Source organism: Lachnoanaerobaculum umeaense, assembly GCF_003589745.1.
In the GTDB taxonomy this organism is placed as follows: Bacteria; Bacillota; Clostridia; order Lachnospirales; family Lachnospiraceae; genus Lachnoanaerobaculum; species Lachnoanaerobaculum umeaense.
On record NZ_CP032364.1, the window covers coordinates 1,800,721 to 1,816,884 of the forward strand.

The 16,164-nt window shown below is 34.2% G+C and carries 19 protein-coding genes; 5 read left to right on the plus strand and 14 right to left on the minus strand.

The features are described 5' to 3' along the window. Window positions 1-7: 7 nt before the first annotated feature. From D4A81_RS08165 to nusB, 13 genes are read right to left on the minus strand one after another with little or no spacing between them, the layout of a single operon-like run. A complete protein-coding gene (locus tag D4A81_RS08165) occupies window positions 8-787 on the minus strand; it encodes an HAD family hydrolase (RefSeq protein WP_111524358.1) in 780 nt (259 codons plus the stop codon). Continuing rightward, the gene (locus D4A81_RS08170) at window positions 787-1,245 is read right to left on the minus strand and encodes a divergent PAP2 family protein (RefSeq protein WP_111524357.1); all 459 of its coding nucleotides are present in this window, start codon (window positions 1,243-1,245) and stop codon (window positions 787-789) included. The genes D4A81_RS08165 and D4A81_RS08170 overlap by 1 nt, the downstream gene beginning before the upstream one ends. Continuing rightward, a complete protein-coding gene (locus D4A81_RS08175; RefSeq protein ID WP_111524356.1) occupies window positions 1,242-1,727 on the minus strand; it encodes an HD domain-containing protein in 486 nt (161 codons plus the stop codon). The genes D4A81_RS08170 and D4A81_RS08175 overlap by 4 nt, the downstream gene beginning before the upstream one ends. Beyond that, window positions 1,724-3,166, minus strand: coding sequence for a glycogen synthase GlgA (gene glgA / locus D4A81_RS08180; RefSeq protein WP_111524355.1), 1,443 nt, complete (start codon window positions 3,164-3,166; stop codon window positions 1,724-1,726). Before glgA ends, D4A81_RS08175 begins: the two co-directional genes overlap by 4 nt. A gap of 9 nt (window positions 3,167-3,175) precedes the next feature. After that, complete coding sequence (gene recN / locus D4A81_RS08185; protein WP_111524354.1) at window positions 3,176-4,825, minus strand: DNA repair protein RecN; 1,650 nt, start codon at window positions 4,823-4,825, stop codon at window positions 3,176-3,178. A gap of 39 nt (window positions 4,826-4,864) precedes the next feature. Then, window positions 4,865-5,323, minus strand: coding sequence for an arginine repressor (argR, locus tag D4A81_RS08190; protein ID WP_111524353.1), 459 nt, complete (start codon window positions 5,321-5,323; stop codon window positions 4,865-4,867). A 1-nt stretch (window position 5,324) separates the two neighbouring features. Continuing rightward, window positions 5,325-6,149, minus strand: coding sequence for an NAD(+)/NADH kinase (locus D4A81_RS08195; RefSeq protein ID WP_111524352.1), 825 nt, complete (start codon window positions 6,147-6,149; stop codon window positions 5,325-5,327). A 10-nt stretch (window positions 6,150-6,159) separates the two neighbouring features. Then, a complete protein-coding gene (locus tag D4A81_RS08200; protein ID WP_111524351.1) occupies window positions 6,160-6,951 on the minus strand; it encodes a TlyA family RNA methyltransferase in 792 nt (263 codons plus the stop codon). After that, the gene (gene dxs, locus D4A81_RS08205; protein WP_111524350.1) at window positions 6,941-8,818 is read right to left on the minus strand and encodes a 1-deoxy-D-xylulose-5-phosphate synthase; all 1,878 of its coding nucleotides are present in this window, start codon (window positions 8,816-8,818) and stop codon (window positions 6,941-6,943) included. The genes D4A81_RS08200 and dxs overlap by 11 nt, the downstream gene beginning before the upstream one ends. Window positions 8,819-8,826: 8 nt before the next feature. Beyond that, window positions 8,827-9,720 carry a polyprenyl synthetase family protein gene (locus tag D4A81_RS08210; protein WP_242977607.1) on the minus strand — a complete coding sequence of 298 codons (894 nt, stop codon included), beginning with the start codon at window positions 9,718-9,720 and terminating at the stop codon, window positions 8,827-8,829. Next, on the minus strand, window positions 9,710-9,922 hold the full coding sequence (xseB, locus tag D4A81_RS08215; RefSeq protein ID WP_111524349.1) for an exodeoxyribonuclease VII small subunit: 213 nt from the start codon (window positions 9,920-9,922) through the stop codon (window positions 9,710-9,712). The genes D4A81_RS08210 and xseB overlap by 11 nt, the downstream gene beginning before the upstream one ends. A gap of 12 nt (window positions 9,923-9,934) precedes the next feature. Then, the gene (gene xseA / locus D4A81_RS08220) at window positions 9,935-11,113 is read right to left on the minus strand and encodes an exodeoxyribonuclease VII large subunit (RefSeq protein ID WP_111524348.1); all 1,179 of its coding nucleotides are present in this window, start codon (window positions 11,111-11,113) and stop codon (window positions 9,935-9,937) included. A gap of 15 nt (window positions 11,114-11,128) precedes the next feature. Then, a complete protein-coding gene (gene nusB, locus D4A81_RS08225; protein WP_111524398.1) occupies window positions 11,129-11,569 on the minus strand; it encodes a transcription antitermination factor NusB in 441 nt (146 codons plus the stop codon). Between the two features lie 160 nt (window positions 11,570-11,729). Between nusB and D4A81_RS08230 the strand changes: the two genes are divergently transcribed. Further along, window positions 11,730-12,404, plus strand: coding sequence for an MgtC/SapB family protein (locus D4A81_RS08230; protein WP_111524347.1), 675 nt, complete (start codon window positions 11,730-11,732; stop codon window positions 12,402-12,404). A gap of 81 nt (window positions 12,405-12,485) precedes the next feature. After that, window positions 12,486-13,469: an N-acetylmuramoyl-L-alanine amidase family protein gene (locus D4A81_RS08235; RefSeq protein WP_111524346.1), complete on the plus strand. Its 984-nt coding sequence runs from the start codon at window positions 12,486-12,488 to the stop codon at window positions 13,467-13,469. A gap of 202 nt (window positions 13,470-13,671) precedes the next feature. On the opposite strand, the gene D4A81_RS08240 is transcribed toward D4A81_RS08235, so the two are convergent. Beyond that, window positions 13,672-14,259: a Maf family protein gene (locus tag D4A81_RS08240; RefSeq protein WP_111524345.1), complete on the minus strand. Its 588-nt coding sequence runs from the start codon at window positions 14,257-14,259 to the stop codon at window positions 13,672-13,674. Between the two features lie 301 nt (window positions 14,260-14,560). Here D4A81_RS08240 and D4A81_RS08245 point away from each other — a divergent pair, with 301 nt between their 5' ends. The 3 genes from D4A81_RS08245 (at window position 14,561) to D4A81_RS08255 (ending at window position 16,012) form a co-directional block, all read left to right on the plus strand. Further along, on the plus strand, window positions 14,561-15,202 hold the full coding sequence (locus D4A81_RS08245) for a superoxide dismutase (RefSeq protein ID WP_111524344.1): 642 nt from the start codon (window positions 14,561-14,563) through the stop codon (window positions 15,200-15,202). Between the two features lie 237 nt (window positions 15,203-15,439). Continuing rightward, entirely contained in the window at window positions 15,440-15,676 is a 237-nt protein-coding gene (locus tag D4A81_RS08250; protein WP_111524343.1) for a GlsB/YeaQ/YmgE family stress response membrane protein, read from the plus strand. Between the two features lie 135 nt (window positions 15,677-15,811). Then, complete coding sequence (locus tag D4A81_RS08255) at window positions 15,812-16,012, plus strand: CsbD family protein (protein ID WP_111524342.1); 201 nt, start codon at window positions 15,812-15,814, stop codon at window positions 16,010-16,012. Window positions 16,013-16,164: the final 152 nt, after the last annotated feature.

The window sequence follows — 16,164 nt, forward strand, 5'->3', positions numbered from 1 at the left end:
TTGTCTCCTAAAGCAGATATTCTAATATTTTTAAAACACCAAGATTTTTATTGCTGTCTGCCATAAATCTTGCAGCCTCCTTAGCAATAGGAGCTGCGTTCTTCACTGCAAAAGAGTAATATGCAGCTTTAAACATTTCAACATCATTGGCCTGATCTCCAAAAACCATTGTCTCATTCTCAGTGATTTCAAATGCCTCCTGAAGTTTTCTAAGAGCATTCCCCTTACTTACTCCCTTTGCTGTACAATCGAGCCACATTTCTGCCGCATAGTTTACCAAAAGTTTATCTGAATACTTAGCTATAATATCATCAGCCTTCCCATATATATTATTGGAGTATGCGGAAATTTTTATTATATTTTGAACTTTGGTCAGATCATCTACAAATTCTATTCTTCCTCTGTAGCCTCCTCTTATCCAATCCATTAAAAATTCATTCTTCTCTTCAATATAGTAAGATAATTCGTCAGCTACTATTGCAACCAACTCTTTATTTTTTCTGATATCCAATATCAAATCTTTTGCAATATCATCATCCATTTTATTTAAAAATAGATTTCTACCATTGATTCCTATATATGCACCATTATCTGATATATAAAAAATCTTGTCTTTAACTTCTTCAAAGACATTTTCTATACTCACCCACTGTCTTCCTGAAGCTACCACAAAATGTATACCCTTGTCATGAATAGCCCTTATAGTATCCACTATTCTTTTATCAAGCTTGCCTTCTCCGTCACCTACTAAAGTTCCGTCTACATCTGAGGCAATAAGTTTTATCATTAATACATACCTCCAATTATAAATGCAATAAGTATACCCAAAATCGCACCCATAAATACCTGTAGGGGTGTATGTCCTACAAACTCTTTTAATCTTTCTTCAAAATGTTCAAAATTATCCTCAAATATATTATTTTCCAATATCATATTGAGGAGCTTCGCCTGCTTTCCGGTCTCTCTTCTCACACCCATAGCATCATACATAACTACCAGTGAAAAAATAAAACTAACCGCAAATTCATATCCGTAAAAACCATACCTTAATGCAGTAGACGTTGCCAATGCACATACGGTAGCAGAATGTGAGCTAGGCATACCTCCACTTCCCCAAAGTCTGTCAGGTGAAAATGTCTTATTATACCATATATCTATGAGAGTCTTCAAAACCTGTGCTACAAGCCACCCCATTGCAGCACTAATCAAAACCTGGTTTGAGACTATATCATTCCAGGTGCTCATACAGTTCCCTCTCCAATTCTGGAGACTTGTCTTAAATTTTTAATAATTTCGCTTATTGAAGTGGACTTATCAGCCATAGTAAGCACCCATCCCTCTCTGGATAGAGGAGGGATAGGTGTTAATGGAAACATATGGGTTTTTATCATGCTTGCCTCTGAATTTGTTACATTAAAATACTTCTTCGCATTCTTGGCAGCCCTGAATGGATGTGTAAAACCATGCATAAATGCTCCGGTTTCCTTCATAGGTCTATGCCAGTCATAGAGGTAAAAATCATGTAAAAGTGCAGCTCTTGCAGCTGATCTATAATTTAATTTAAGCTTTTTACATACTAAATATGTAGTGTATGAAACATTAATACTGTGTTCCATTGTAGATGTGGCTCCATGTTGTATAAAGCCATCCAGTTTCTGAAAAATGTCACTATTCATTATATCGTTGACACATTCAATATACTCTATATCTTTTAAATATTCTTTCATCCTATCAACCAATCATACAGAGCTTGGTATTCTAATGCAGACTGTTTCCATGAGAAGTCTACTGCCATAGCCCTGTCAATCATTTTATTCCATTCTCTCTTTTTATCATAATAAATATGCTTTGCAAAATTTATTCTGTCAAGCATCTCATGCGCATTATAGTTTGCAAATGAGAATCCTGTGCCCTTTGATTCGAACTCATTATAACTCTCAACAGTGTCACAGAGTCCGCCTGTTTCACGCACTATCGGAAGAGTTCCATATCTAAGTGACATAAGCTGACTAAGACCACATGGCTCAAACAGTGAAGGCATTAGAAATGCATCTGCTGCCGCATAAATCTTATGTGACATCTCTTCAGAATAATAAATATTTGCAGACACTCTATCAGGATATTTCCATGCATAATGTCTAAACATATTTTCGTACTTGCTGTCACCTGTTCCAAGTACTACAAGCTGTACATTTTCTTCACAGATTTGATCCATCATATATTCTACCAAATCAAATCCCTTTTGATCTGTAAGTCTTGATATAACTGCCAACATGAATTTATTGTCATCTACCGGCAATCCTAAGTCTTTTTGTAATGCTCTCTTGTTTTTAATCTTTTCTTTCCTAAAGTTTTTACTATTGTAATTTCTGTAAATAAGCTTATCTGTTTCAGGATTAAACTCATTATAATCTATACCGTTTACAATACCTCTAAGATCATTTTTTCTGGCTCTTAAAAGTCCATCCATTCCCTCACCATAGAAAGGATTCTGTATTTCTTCTGCATAAGTCTTTGATACTGTTGTTATAGCATCTGCATATACTAAACCACCTTTTAAGAGGTTTCCGTCCTTGAATGCTTCCAACTTATCAGGTGCAAAATAATAATCACTTAATCCGGAGAAATACTGAATTGTTTTAATATCCCAAGTACCCTGGAACTTTAAATTATGTATAGTAAATACAGACTTAATCCCTCTAAAGAACTCCCCACCGGCAAATTTATCCTTTAAATATACCGGTACCAAACCTGTTTGCCAATCATGGCAATGAATTAAATCAGGTCTAAAATCTACAAAAGGCAAAGCACAAAGAGCGGCCTGTGAGAAGAAAATAAACTTCTCTATATCATACAGCCAATCTCCATATGGACTTGGGCCTCCAAAATACTCTTCATTGTCGATAAAGTAAAAGATTACTCCGTCAATTTCTTTCTTTAACACTCCGACATACTTACTTGTACCCGCATAGTCAATATAGAAATCTCCTATATACTCCAGAGAGTTTCTCAACTCCTCCTTCATACACATATATTTTGGCAAAATAACTCTCGCATCAAAATATCTCTTGTCTAAATATTTTGGCAAAGAACCCACTACATCCGCCAAACCACCCGTCTTAATAAACGGTACTGCCTCTGATGCAACAAATAATACCTTTTTCATAGCTGTTTACTACCTCCTTGAGTCTGCTTCTTGTATCATTTCCCTTGCGGTTTTTAGTACACCTTCTGTTAAATTACTTCCACCAATTAATCTGGCTATCTCCTTTATTTTACCATTCTTATCCAGTAAATCAATATTTGTTTGCGTAGACTTTCCGTCTGTTGATTTTGATATGAATAAATTCTGATCTGCCATTACAGCTATCTGCGGCAAATGAGAAATACATAGAACTTGATGTCCTTTTGATATATTCCTAAGCTTTTCTCCCACCTTTACCGCAGTCTTTCCACTTATTCCGGTATCTATTTCATCAAATATCAAAGTTTGTATATCATCATTATTTGCAAAGACCGTTTTTAAAGCCAACATTATTCTGGACAACTCACCACCACTTGCCACCATTTGCAGAGGCTTTAGAGGCTGTCCGGGATTTGTGCTTATCAAAAATTCTACAGCATCATAGCCATCTCTTGAGATTTTGTCCTTCTTTGTAAATTTTATTTCAAATTCTACACCCAAAAAATTCAAATCCTCAAGTTCTTCCTTTATCCTCTCAGTCAGAGTAATGGCTATATTCTTTCGCATATCACTTATTTTTGAGCATTTCATCAGAATACTTTCTTGAAGCTTTGAAGCACTCTCCTTAAGTATAACTACTTCTCCCTCGTAGTCCTTTAAAAACTCGAGCCTTTTTTCTTTTTCTTTGAGAAGTTCCTTGATTTTATTGTAATCATTTGAATACTTTGACTTTATATGTCTTATTATATCCAGTCTTTCTATAACTCTATTATACTCTTTTTCATTGTATTCCAAACCGTCCAAATATTTATTTGTATAATGTATTGTCTCGGATATTAAATCCTCTATAGTGTTTAAATTTGACACTACAAAATCAAGTTCATCATCCAATGTGGCAATATCTGAAATCTCTCTGATATTACTGCCTATACTTTCATTCTCCAGTTCTTCCAGCAACTCTGAAAGTACATCATTTATCTTTGATATATTCTTACCTTTTTTAAATATCTGCTCCAGTTCTTCCTCTTCATTCATTTTTATATCAGCATTTTTTATTTCTGATATTTCAAAATCTAATATATCAATTTCTCTTTTTCTAAGTCTTTCGTCTATTCCCTCTTGAATCCTTTGATTGATTCTTTTTAATTCTCCATAGTCCTTTGATAAATTATTTTTGAGTTCCATAATCTCATTCGGACAAAATGAATCCAAAAGAGAAAGATTATTACCTGCACTAAGAAGAGACTGGTGTTCGTGCTGACCATGTATATCTATCAAAGTGTCTGTAATCTGTCTCAGCTTAGCAAGTGTTACAGTTTCATCATTGATTCTGCATACACTTCTTGTCGAGCTTATCTTTCTTGTTAATATAAGGAGATTATCCTCAAAAGAAATATCTAACTCCTTAAGCTTTTCCTTCCTTTTTTCATCTAAAGTGAAAATAAGTTCAACAAATCCCTCATTTTCACCAATTCTAATAATGTCCTTATTGGCTTTTGCACCAAGTGCAAGATTTATTGAGTCTATTAAAATAGACTTTCCGGCACCGGTCTCGCCACTAAGTACACTTAAACCTTCTTTAAAATAAATATCTGCCTTTTTTATTAGTGCAAGATTTTTTATATGTAACTCTATCAGCATAATTCTCCTTTTTAGATACTACCCTGATATTTCTAATATTTACTCACTTTTAGAAAAAACAAGCTTCCTTATTCTTTCCATAACATTAACTGTATCTTCTACACTTCTTATTGCGGCCATTATGGTATCATCACCTGCAATACAGCCTACTATTTCTTTCATTTGCATAGAATCCAGTGCAGCAGCCACTGCCATAGCCATTCCGGATACTGTTTTTACCACTAAAATATTCTGTGCCATATCCATAGATACAAAGGCCTCTCTAAGTATCCTTACATACTTTTCAGAGATTCCGTCCTGCTTAGGCATTAAAGAATATTTTTGTTTTCCATCTCCAAATACAACCTTTGACAACTTCAAATCTCTGATATCTCTCGAAACTGTAGCCTGAGTTACTGCAAAACCACTTTCTTCTAATCTTTGTGCAAGCTCTTCCTGAGTTTCGATATCATATGTATTGATAAGTTCCACAATCTTTGAATGTCTTTTTGTTTTCATATCAAATCCTATTCATCTTATTTCTGATATTGTCAAGAAAACTTCCCTTCTTTAGTTTAATCAATCTGGCAAATATTTCCGACTCTCTTAATTCTACCACATCATTACTTTCCAGACTCACACTATCATCACCGTCCACTACCATCGCTCTGCTATCGTTTACATCATCATTAAATGAAATACTTATTCCTTTTGAATGTGAAAGTACCACGCTTCTTTGACTCAGTGCATGTGGACATATAGGTGTAATAATCATCATTCTTGAGCTGGGTTCTATAATTGGACCTCCTGCACTAAGATTATAGGCAGTAGAGCCTGTAGGTGTTGAAACAATTATACCATCAGATGAATATTCATTCAAGAAATCTCCATCAATATAGACCTTACATCTTATAGTTTTTAGAATTTTCTTTCTTGCAATAACAGCTTCATTAAGTGCATTAAGAGTACAAAGCTCTTTCCCATCTCTTATAACAGTTGCAGATATCATCATTCTGTCTTCTATAAAATATTCATCATTAATAAGTGTGTCTACCATACATTTGATATCATCTGCATTACTAATACTTGTGAGATATCCCATATGTCCCATATTTATACCGATTATAGGAATGCCAAGATGTGATATATCTCTTGCAGCTCTTATAAGCGTACCGTCTCCACCTAGCGTAATAACACAATCCACTTTTGGAAACTCACTGATTTCAATATAACCATGAGATTTATAACATATTCCGCCTCGAATATTTATTTTGTTTTCCAGATCTATGAGTACTTGTTTTACTCCGTCTTTTTCACTATTTCCCACAAGAAAAAAAGTCTTCATTCATCCTCCGTTAAAGCTGCTCATGTGCTTTATTTACTACTGCCTCTATATCAATATTTATATCACCCTCGCCGTCCTTTACAAGATGGTATAGATATTCAATATTTCCTTCAGGTCCCTTTACAGGTGAAAATTCAAGTTCTTCTACCAAAAAACTATTTGACTTTGCATACTCAAAGCAATTTTGAATAACCTCTATATGAGTGGATTTTTCTCTGACGACTCCTTTTTTCCCTACCTTTTCCCTTCCGGCTTCAAACTGAGGCTTAATAAGTGCCACTATCTCAGAATTTTCCCCCAAAAGATTATATGCTGCCGGTAATACCTTTGATAGCGATATAAAAGATACATCTATGCTTGCAAAGTCAATCTTATCTCCAATATCCTCAGGCTTTACATACCTTATATTTGTCTTTTCCATGACCACTACTCTTTCGTCATTTCTAAGTTTCCATGCAAGCTGTCCATGTCCTACATCCACTGCGTAAACCTTTTTTGCTCCGTTTTGCAACATGCAGTCGGTAAATCCGCCACTTGAAGCCCCTATGTCCATGCAGACCTTGTTCTCCACATTTACATCAAAACATTCCATAGCTTTTTCAAGTTTGAGTCCCCCACGGCTTACATATTTTAATGTATTACCACGAACTTCTATATTTGCATTTTCCGGGAATGTCTGTCCGGCCTTGTCTTCCTTTTGACCTTCCACATATACTATGCCTGACATTATTATAGCCTTAGCCTTTTCTCTACTTTCAGCAAGCCCTTTCTTTACCAAAAGTATATCCAATCTATCTTTCATTTTTTATCTTCTCATATTTATCTAAAACTTTTTTCAATATTGAATTTGAATCTATCTCAAGCTTCTCTCGCAAAAGACTCACATCACCATGCTCTACATATCCGTCAGGTAATGCAATATTTAATACTTCTACATCAGCATGATTTTCATGGATATACGCCTTTACCTTTTCACCCATAGAACCATTTATTACATTTTCTTCCATAGTCACTATAAATTTGTGTTTTTTGCAAAGTCTATCCACAAGTTCAAAATCTATAGGTTTAAAAAATCTGGCATTTGCAATGGATACATTCAATCCCTTTATTTTTAACTTTTCTCTAAGATTTTTAGCAGTACTAACCATGCTTCCTATTGCCAGCAGAGCTATATCATCTCCTTCAAAGAGCATCTCACCCTTGCCAAGCTCTATTTTATTTCTAAATTCATTTAAACTGTCATAGGCTACGCCCCTCGGATATCTTATTGCAATAGGTCCGTCAAAATTTATTGCAAATTCAAGACAGTCTTCCAATTCCCTTGCATTCTTTGGTGCAAGTAAAGTCATATTTGGAATACAGGTAAGAAAGGATACATCAAATATTCCCTGATGAGTCTCTCCATCCGCTCCCACAAGTCCTGCTCTATCTATTGCAAATACAACATGTAAGTTTTGAATACATACATCATGTACTATTTGATCAAATCCCCTTTGCAAAAAAGATGAATACACACATACCACCGGAACAAGTCCTGTTGCTGCAAGCCCTGCTGCTGATGTAATGGCATGCTGTTCTGCAATACCTACATCAAAGAATCTTTTAGGAAACACATCTCTAAAAACCAATAGCCCACATCCCTCAGGCATAGCCGCTGTTATGGCTACAATGTCCTTATTTTTGCTTGCAAGCTCAACTATTTTCTTTGAGAAAACATCCGTATATGTAGGCTTATTGCTTCCAGATTTCGGTATGCCGCTGGCTATATCAAAAGAACCTATACCATGAAAATTTTCGGGTTGTTTTTCCGCCGGACTATAGCCTCTTCCTTTTTTGGTAAGAACATGTACAAGCACAGGTCCTTCCACCTTTTTGGCCTCATCGAATACCTTTAAGAGTGCCGAAATATTATGTCCATCTACCGGTCCAAGATATGTAACTCCCATATTTTCAAACAGCATTCCCGGAATCAATATCTGTTTTATACCATTTTTGGTCTGCCTAATACTATTTATTGCAGGCTTTCCTATATATGGCAAACGCTCCAAAGAGTTTACTACCCTCTTTTTTAAATTATTATATCCGGCTGCTGTTCTTATATTATTCAAATAATCATTCATTCCTCCGACATTTTTTGAAATAGACATTTCATTGTCATTTAGTACCATGATGAAATTTTTCTTTATTCCGGCAGCATTATTTAAAGCCTCATAAGCCATACCACCGGTTAATGCACCGTCACCAATAACTGAAATAACTCTATAGTTTTCACCCTTTATATCTCTTCCAAATGCCATTCCCAACCCGGCTGAAAGACTTGTAGAGGAATGACCTGTATTAAATACATCAAACTTTGATTCACTTGTCTTTGGGAATCCTGCCATACCTCCAAATTTTCTTAGATTGTCAAATGCATTCTTCCTGCCACTAAGTATCTTATGTGTATATGATTGATGACCTACATCCCATATTATTTTGTCCTTAGGCAAATCAAAGGAAATATGCATGGCCATGGTGAGCTCCACGACCCCAAGATTACTTGCCAAATGTCCACCTGTTATACTTATTTTTTCAATAAGGAAATCTCTTATCTCTCTTGCTAATATATCTAATTCTTTTCTCTTTAATTTCTTTATATCACTCGGCTTTTCAATATTTTCAAGTATCATATCAAATCTTATGAAGTTCTATTTACCATCATATCAATGATTTCAACAATAGAGTTCATATTTCCCCTTACCTCTTTCAAGCATTTTTTTGCATCAGCACTAAGTGACTCCACTCTTCTTAAGCTTTCATCAATACCAACTATATTAACATATGTTATCTTTTCATTTTTTTCATCTGAATGTGTCGGCTTACCAAGCTCCTTCTCATCTGCAACTATATCCAGATAATCATCTCTTATCTGAAATGCCTCTCCTATATAGGCCCCAGCTTTTTTTAGCAATTCTATTTCGACTTCATTTGCTCCTGCAAGTATACCACCTATAACAAATGAAGCCTGTAATAATGCCCCTGTCTTTAAAGCATAGGTATATCTTATGACTTCTTCTGTCATTTTCCTACCGCAGTATTCCACATCCACACATTGACCGCCGATCATACCAAATCCTCCGGTAGCTCTTGCCAATTTATATAATGCTCTTGTCATTCGCTTTAATACAATGATATCATCCACTTCCTGCATTTTATTTGATATTATCTCAAATGCCTGTACAGATAGCATATCACCTGCAAGTATTGCCATATCTTCTCCATGGCTAACCCATGTGGTAGGTTTTCCTCTTCTTAATCTGTCATTGTCCATTGCCGGTAAATCATCATGTATCAATGAGAATGTGTGTATCATCTCGATTGCAGCTAAATAAGGTGCTATTATGTCTTCTTTGTACTCATCGCCTGCCACTGCCTTATAAATTTCATACATTATAAGTGGTCTGAGTCTTTTGCCACCATTTTTTATAGCTTCATTCGAAGCAATTATTACCTTTTTATTTAAATCAACCTCAGTATAGAAGAATGATTCTATCAGTTCTTCTATCTTTTTTATATTCTCTTTATTCATCATCTGCATCCCCTGAGAGTATCTCCATCTGTCTTTCCACATGTGCAATACTATCATTGGCCTGTCTTACCAGCTTTATACCCTCTTCATATAGCTCAAATGCCTCCTCAAGTGTAGTATCCGGCTCTTCAAGCTTTGCAATCAAATCTTCTATATTCACCAAGGTTTCTTCTATACCCTGTTTTTTTTCTTCTTTTTTCGGCATTTTCTCTCCTTATTATAAGACCTTTGCCCTTACCTTTCCATCAGAAAAAAATATATTTAATTCGTCATCTGATTTTAAGCTCTCGGCACTCAGTACTTTTTTATTATTTTCATCACTTATATATGCATATCCACCTGATAATTTCTTCAATGGCGAAGCTGTATCCAGTCTTTTAGTTAAATTTTCAAGTTTGATTTTTCTGTTTTCCAGAATATTCTTAAATGTATTTTGCAGTATTTTAGAAGAACTTTCCAAGCTTTGCTTTTGCTCACGTAGACGAAACTGTGGACTTTTTCTGTTCAATCTCAAAAGTAATGTATTCAAGTCCCTCTTTTTATCTTCTATTTTTCTCCCAAGACCTGCCTTAAGATTTCTCATATATATATCCAATGTGTACATATAATCATCATATATAAAATTTGCAAATTCTGCCGCTTCAGTAGGTGTTGAAGCCATTTTATCAGCAACATAATCGGCTATTGAATGATCTCTACCATGCCCAACAGCACTTATTATAGGAGTTTTGGCATTAAAAATAGTCTTTGCGAGCTCCTCGTCATTGAAGCAATATAAATCTTCTAAGGAACCTCCTCCTCTTCCAACTATCAAAACATCCAGATTCATCTTATCCAGTTTTTTTATAGCTGAAATAATACTTTTTGCTGCCCCCTCCCCCTGTACCAGACATGGTGCAAGTACTATTCTAATATATGGATTTCTTCTATAACTCACATTTATTATATCATTTATTACAGCTCCTGTTTTCGCTGTTGCCACTCCTATACTTTTAACAAATTTAGGTATTTCTTTTTTATATATTGGATCAAACATCCCCATATCTTCCAGTTTTTCCTTGAGTAAAAGATATTGTTCATATAGTTTTCCCCTACCAACTTCCTCTATTCTTTCGGCATACAACTGATACTTGCCATCTCTTTCATAGCAGGATATATTACCTGTTACTATAACTTTTTGTCCCGTTTTCATATCAAAAGAGAGACCCCCTCTACGGCTGGAAAACATCACAGCTGACAAGGTCCCTCTTTCATCCTTTATAGTAAAGTATATATGCTTTGAGCTTGCATATGTGCAATTGCCCACTTCTCCCTCTACTGATATATCACTCAGTAGACAGTCACTTAAGAATATATTCTTTATATATTCATTCACTTTCGATACAGTATAAACCATATAGCCTCCAAGCAACTACTCTTCCATACTTACCTTTGACAGAATAGCATTTACAAATGAGTATGACTCATCCCTACCAAATGTCTTTGCAAGTTCTACAGCTTCATTTATAGCTACACTGACAGGTATATCATTGTCATATTTCATCTCACCTATTGCAAGTCTAAGAATATTTCTCTCTACTCTACCTATTCTCTCGAGCTTCCACCCCTGTGAAAGTTCACTAATTATCTGATCAATTTCCGGTCGTTTGTCCTTTACCAACATTGTCTTTGATTTTATATATTCTATATCTACATCACTATAATTTGCATCATGAATAAGTTCATCCTCTTCATCCTCTAAAGACGGCGATTCAAAATAATTATCTATTTGAATTTTTGTTTCTTCCTCCGGATAAAAATCCAAAACGAATAATATTTTAAAACAATGTTCTCTTAGCAAATGCCTAGTCATATGATCCTCCATATTGTTTACATTAATCATATAATTATATCCTATAGAGGTATCAAAAGCAAGAACAAGCCTATATACATCCTTCTTAAATATAAGTTATTTACCTTATCATATATTGCATATATAATATGCAATACAATAATTATTTTAAGGAGTTTATATGCTAAGAGAATTAAATTTTTACTCTATGGTATTTCGTATTATACTATCTCTATGCATAGGTGGAATATTAGGCTTTGACCGTGAGCGGAAAAATCGACCTGCCGGCTTTAGAACATATATATTGGTTTGTCTGGGTTCAACCCTTGTTATGATTACAAATCAGTATGTATTTCAGGTATTTAACAGTGGTGATCCTGTACGACTTGGAGCACAGGTTGTAAGCGGTGTAGGATTTTTGGGTGCAGGTACTATAATACTTACCGGTCGTAATCAAGTAAAAGGTATAACAACTGCTGCAGGCATATGGACAGCTGCCTGTTGTGGTCTGACAATAGGTATTGGTTACTATGAATGTGCCATAGCAGGTGGTATCGCAATATTTATCGTAATGGCACTATTGCAAAAACTTGAAGGATTTTTGAGAAAAAGCTCTACTATGGTTGAGCTTTACATAGAATATGACAATAAAATTCCACTTAGTAATTTTTTTAACTATATAAGGAAGAACAATCTTGATATTGTGGATTTGGAGCTTTCAAAAAATGCTGCCTTGGCAGATATCTGTGGAGCCGCCACTTTAACAATAAAGGGAAGGTACAGAATAAGCCATGACAGTATACTCAATCTTGTAGACAATGCACCGGGAATATTTTTTTATATTGAACTGTATTAATATTATAAAAATATAGGTTGAAATGCTATTTTTAAATAGATATAATATCATTTATAAGTTTCGATTAGATTTAGGAGGCGTATGAAAAGATTTATACCATCTGTATGCTTATCAATTTGTATTGGTAGTAGTTTTTTAATAGCAGGATGCGGAAACAATTCCTCACCCATAGAGAATAGTTTTACAAATGCCGAGGGTAAAGCCGAAGTTGTAACAGAATTATATAGTTCCACAGATATTGGAGATGTATATAACAGTGATGTCGATTTATCAAGCAGTTTTGATGTAAACTCTATAGAAAAGAAGATGACGGAGCTTGCAATGGCAAACTCAGGTGTGGATTCTGAGGAAAATTTAGAACGCCATCTTATAGTTACTCCGGCTGATATGGATATAGAGCTACAATTTAAGGTGCCGGTAGAATCCATCTTCTTAGAGGGAGGCGTCTACACTAATGTAAGTAATATTGCTATATGGACATCTGAAAATCCTGATATTGCCGGTGTGACACAGGGTGAAATCACCGCTTATAAAGTAGGCGAAACCAATATAACAGTATCCTATCGTGATATAACAAAAACTGTACATGTAAATGTTGTGGAAAAGACAAAATGGGAAGAAAAAGACGGTTCTTGGTATTATTATGATGCCAATGGTAAGAAGACTACAGGTTGGAAGTCTATAGATGGTTCTTGGTACTATCTTAGCAATAATGGTTCTATGCTTACCGGTTGGCAAAAAATAAAAGATAACACCTATTATTTCCATTCAACAGGTCCTATGGCACAAGGTAAATGGGTACAAAATCCTGATGATAAAGCCTGGTATTATTTTAATTACAATGGCAAAATGGCTACACACAAATGGATAAAGGACGGCGCAAATACATATTATGTTCATGGAAATGGTAAAATGGCAGTAGATGAATGGATAAATCCTGATGAAGGCCTTTGGTACTATATGCTCATGGATGGCAAAATGGCTAGAGATCGTGCTATAGATATAAAGGGCATAAGCTACCAGTTTGATAAAGACGGTAAATGTCTAAATCCTGACGGAAACTAGAATTAAATATTTAACTTATAAATAGCTTTTATTTTACAATCCTTTTAGCGTTCAACTCTTTAAAAGGTGAAACGGAATTAAACAGTACAAGACTTATCACTTCCCAAGCAAACAAGCAAGTTTTGTAAACTGTATAAAACTCTGTGAAGCATTAGAAAAGAGTTTCGTTTAGGATTGTAAAATTTAAAAGCCGTTATTTATTTTAAATGTAATGTCTTAGATATTCTCTATACAGTCTACCAATTGGTAAGCCCATTACATTGTAATAATCTCCCTCTATTCCAACTATATATCTCGAAAAATATCCTTGTATTGCGTAGGCACCTGCCTTATCATAGGGTTCTTTTTTATCTAAATAATCTTCTATCTCTTCGTCTGAAAGTTCTGCTACTTCCACTGATGTTTCTTCTACAAAACTCTCATAACTCTTTACAATGGAATTGTAAATACATACCGCTGTATAAACTCTGTGCTTTCTACCTGATATAGCCTCAATCATCTGCTTTGCATCTTCTTTTGACTTAGGTTTTCCAATTATTTTACCTTCATATTCTACAATAGTATCTGCTGCTATTACAATACAAGTATCATCTTCATACTTTATTGAAGCCTTATCCACTATATCCACTGCCTTTTGAAATGCTTGTTTTTTACATGCCTCTTTTGGATCCAAACTGTCTATTTCTGTCTCCTTGTCAGATACCATTATCTCAAACCCAACTCCTATCTGTGCCAAAAGTTCTTTTCTCCTTGGTGACGCTGAAGCAAGAATTACTCTTTTTACTTTCATTACATTCTTATCTCCCTACTATACTCATCTATTAATATTTCCTCTTTACTGCTAAAGAAATATTTATTTAATCGTGATATCGCAAATATATTATATAACAACAAATATTTATTAGCACTTAAAATTTTATACATGTTATTTTGTATGAATTTATGGCTTGTAAAACATTATTTATTGTGATACTTTATTAGATAATATGTCTTTTAAAACATTAATTTAATTAGTAAAAGACTTATTATCCTTATTAAAGTCTGAACTATATTATAATATTTAACAATTTATGAAGAAAGGTGAATTAAATATGTTTGAACAAATCAAATTATCTTATGCATTTGATGCATTGGAACCACATTTTGACACTCTTACTATGGAAACCCATTATCTTAAGCATCACGCTACTTATACCAAGAATTTTAATACTCTAGCTCAGGCAGCCGGTGTTGATGACAAACCTGTAGAAGTTATTCTTGCTCATTGGAAGAGTAAGTCTGAGGGTAAATCTGATGCTCAAGGTATAAGAAACAATGGTGGAGGTTATTTTAACCACAATTTATTTTTTGGGCAATTTTCTGATAATCCTGCTCATAAACCTATAGGTGAACTTGCAGATAAGATTAAGGCCACTTTTGGAAGCTTTGAGAATCTTAATGAACAATTATCTAATCTGGCTATAGGTCAATTCGGTTCAGGTTGGGCATGGTTAAGTACTGATATAGACGGAAATTTAAGTGTATCTTCAAGCCCTAATCAGGATAACCCTATTCTTGAAAGCGAGGGTAAGCTTTTCCCTATTCTTGCTATTGATGTATGGGAGCATGCATATTATTTAAAATATAAGAACTTAAGAGGGGATTATATAAAAGCATTATTTGAAGTCCTTGATTGGAACAAAGTTGCCGAGAATTATGTATTTGCTAAGGATACATTGGCTAAATTAGCATAGTAATATATTAATTATAAGTTTTACGATACTGTTTAGGAAATTGGGAGGTTGTAGCCGGCTTTGAGTCACAACCTCCATTATTTATTATATTTTTATACTTTAATATGTTTTTTTGACAATTTGCACTATATAGTATATAATATTAGTAAATATTTATTTTATATATCTTTTTAGGTTCTTTTTAATTTGGATATCAAAACAATAAATATATAATAATTCTAGAAAGGTTGGTAAATTATGATTTGGTCTATTATAGTAGGAGGTTTTATAGGTTTTATTGCAGGAGAGATTACTAATAAAGGTAAAGTAATGGGTATAATTGCTAATGTCGTTGCAGGTCTATTAGGATCATCTGTAGGTCAATCACTGTTTGGTAAATGGGGGCCAACTCTGGCAGGAATGGCTCTAGTTCCATCTATTTTAGGAGCAGTAATTGTTATTGCCTTTGTTTCGTTTTTATTTGGTAAGAGATAGTATATAGTTTTTTAAGTATATTGATTACTATTATAATAGTATGGTATAATATATAATAGTTCCGTAGTATTTCTATAAAATTAGTTGAATATACGGAATATTATATAAAATAGTTTAAAATATTAGGAGGTTATTATGTCATTAGAAGAGAAAATTGACCAAGCTAAAGGTGCAATAAAAGAAGAAATAGGTAAAATAGCTGGTGACAAAAAGGTGGAAAAAGAAGGAGCTGCAGAAAAAGCTGCTTCAAAAGTAAAAGAGGTTGCTGAGGATGTTAAGGATGCTATAGAAGGAACAGTTGAAGGCCTCAAAAACATTGTAAATAAAGATAAATAGTAACTTTACATACTAATATTCCATTGTTATATATTGGGGTGTTTTGGATTGTCAAGCCACCCCAATACTATTTTTGCTATACATATTCTTATAATTAGCTCCCCTATTGTAAAGCTAATTCTATAAAAGAAAATTATTTTATACTAAAATGT

Coding starts and splice junctions, on each gene's coding strand:
- D4A81_RS08165 (WP_111524358.1), bottom strand. CDS start 787: ATGATAAAACTTATTGCCTCAGATGTAGACGGAACTTTAGTAGGTGAC.
- D4A81_RS08170 (WP_111524357.1), bottom strand. CDS start 1,245: ATGAGCACCTGGAATGATATAGTCTCAAACCAGGTTTTGATTAGTGCT.
- D4A81_RS08175 (WP_111524356.1), bottom strand. CDS start 1,727: ATGAAAGAATATTTAAAAGATATAGAGTATATTGAATGTGTCAACGAT.
- glgA (WP_111524355.1), bottom strand. CDS start 3,166: ATGAAAAAGGTATTATTTGTTGCATCAGAGGCAGTACCGTTTATTAAG.
- recN (WP_111524354.1), bottom strand. CDS start 4,825: ATGCTGATAGAGTTACATATAAAAAATCTTGCACTAATAAAAAAGGCA.
- argR (WP_111524353.1), bottom strand. CDS start 5,323: ATGAAAACAAAAAGACATTCAAAGATTGTGGAACTTATCAATACATAT.
- D4A81_RS08195 (WP_111524352.1), bottom strand. CDS start 6,149: ATGAAGACTTTTTTTCTTGTGGGAAATAGTGAAAAAGACGGAGTAAAA.
- D4A81_RS08200 (WP_111524351.1), bottom strand. CDS start 6,951: ATGAAAGATAGATTGGATATACTTTTGGTAAAGAAAGGGCTTGCTGAA.
- dxs (WP_111524350.1), bottom strand. CDS start 8,818: ATGATACTTGAAAATATTGAAAAGCCGAGTGATATAAAGAAATTAAAG.
- D4A81_RS08210 (WP_242977607.1), bottom strand. CDS start 9,720: ATGATGAATAAAGAGAATATAAAAAAGATAGAAGAACTGATAGAATCA.
- xseB (WP_111524349.1), bottom strand. CDS start 9,922: ATGCCGAAAAAAGAAGAAAAAAAACAGGGTATAGAAGAAACCTTGGTG.
- xseA (WP_111524348.1), bottom strand. CDS start 11,113: ATGGTTTATACTGTATCGAAAGTGAATGAATATATAAAGAATATATTC.
- nusB (WP_111524398.1), bottom strand. CDS start 11,569: ATGACTAGGCATTTGCTAAGAGAACATTGTTTTAAAATATTATTCGTT.
- D4A81_RS08230 (WP_111524347.1), top strand. CDS start 11,730: ATGCTAAGAGAATTAAATTTTTACTCTATGGTATTTCGTATTATACTA.
- D4A81_RS08235 (WP_111524346.1), top strand. CDS start 12,486: ATGAAAAGATTTATACCATCTGTATGCTTATCAATTTGTATTGGTAGT.
- D4A81_RS08240 (WP_111524345.1), bottom strand. CDS start 14,259: ATGAAAGTAAAAAGAGTAATTCTTGCTTCAGCGTCACCAAGGAGAAAA.
- D4A81_RS08245 (WP_111524344.1), top strand. CDS start 14,561: ATGTTTGAACAAATCAAATTATCTTATGCATTTGATGCATTGGAACCA.
- D4A81_RS08250 (WP_111524343.1), top strand. CDS start 15,440: ATGATTTGGTCTATTATAGTAGGAGGTTTTATAGGTTTTATTGCAGGA.
- D4A81_RS08255 (WP_111524342.1), top strand. CDS start 15,812: ATGTCATTAGAAGAGAAAATTGACCAAGCTAAAGGTGCAATAAAAGAA.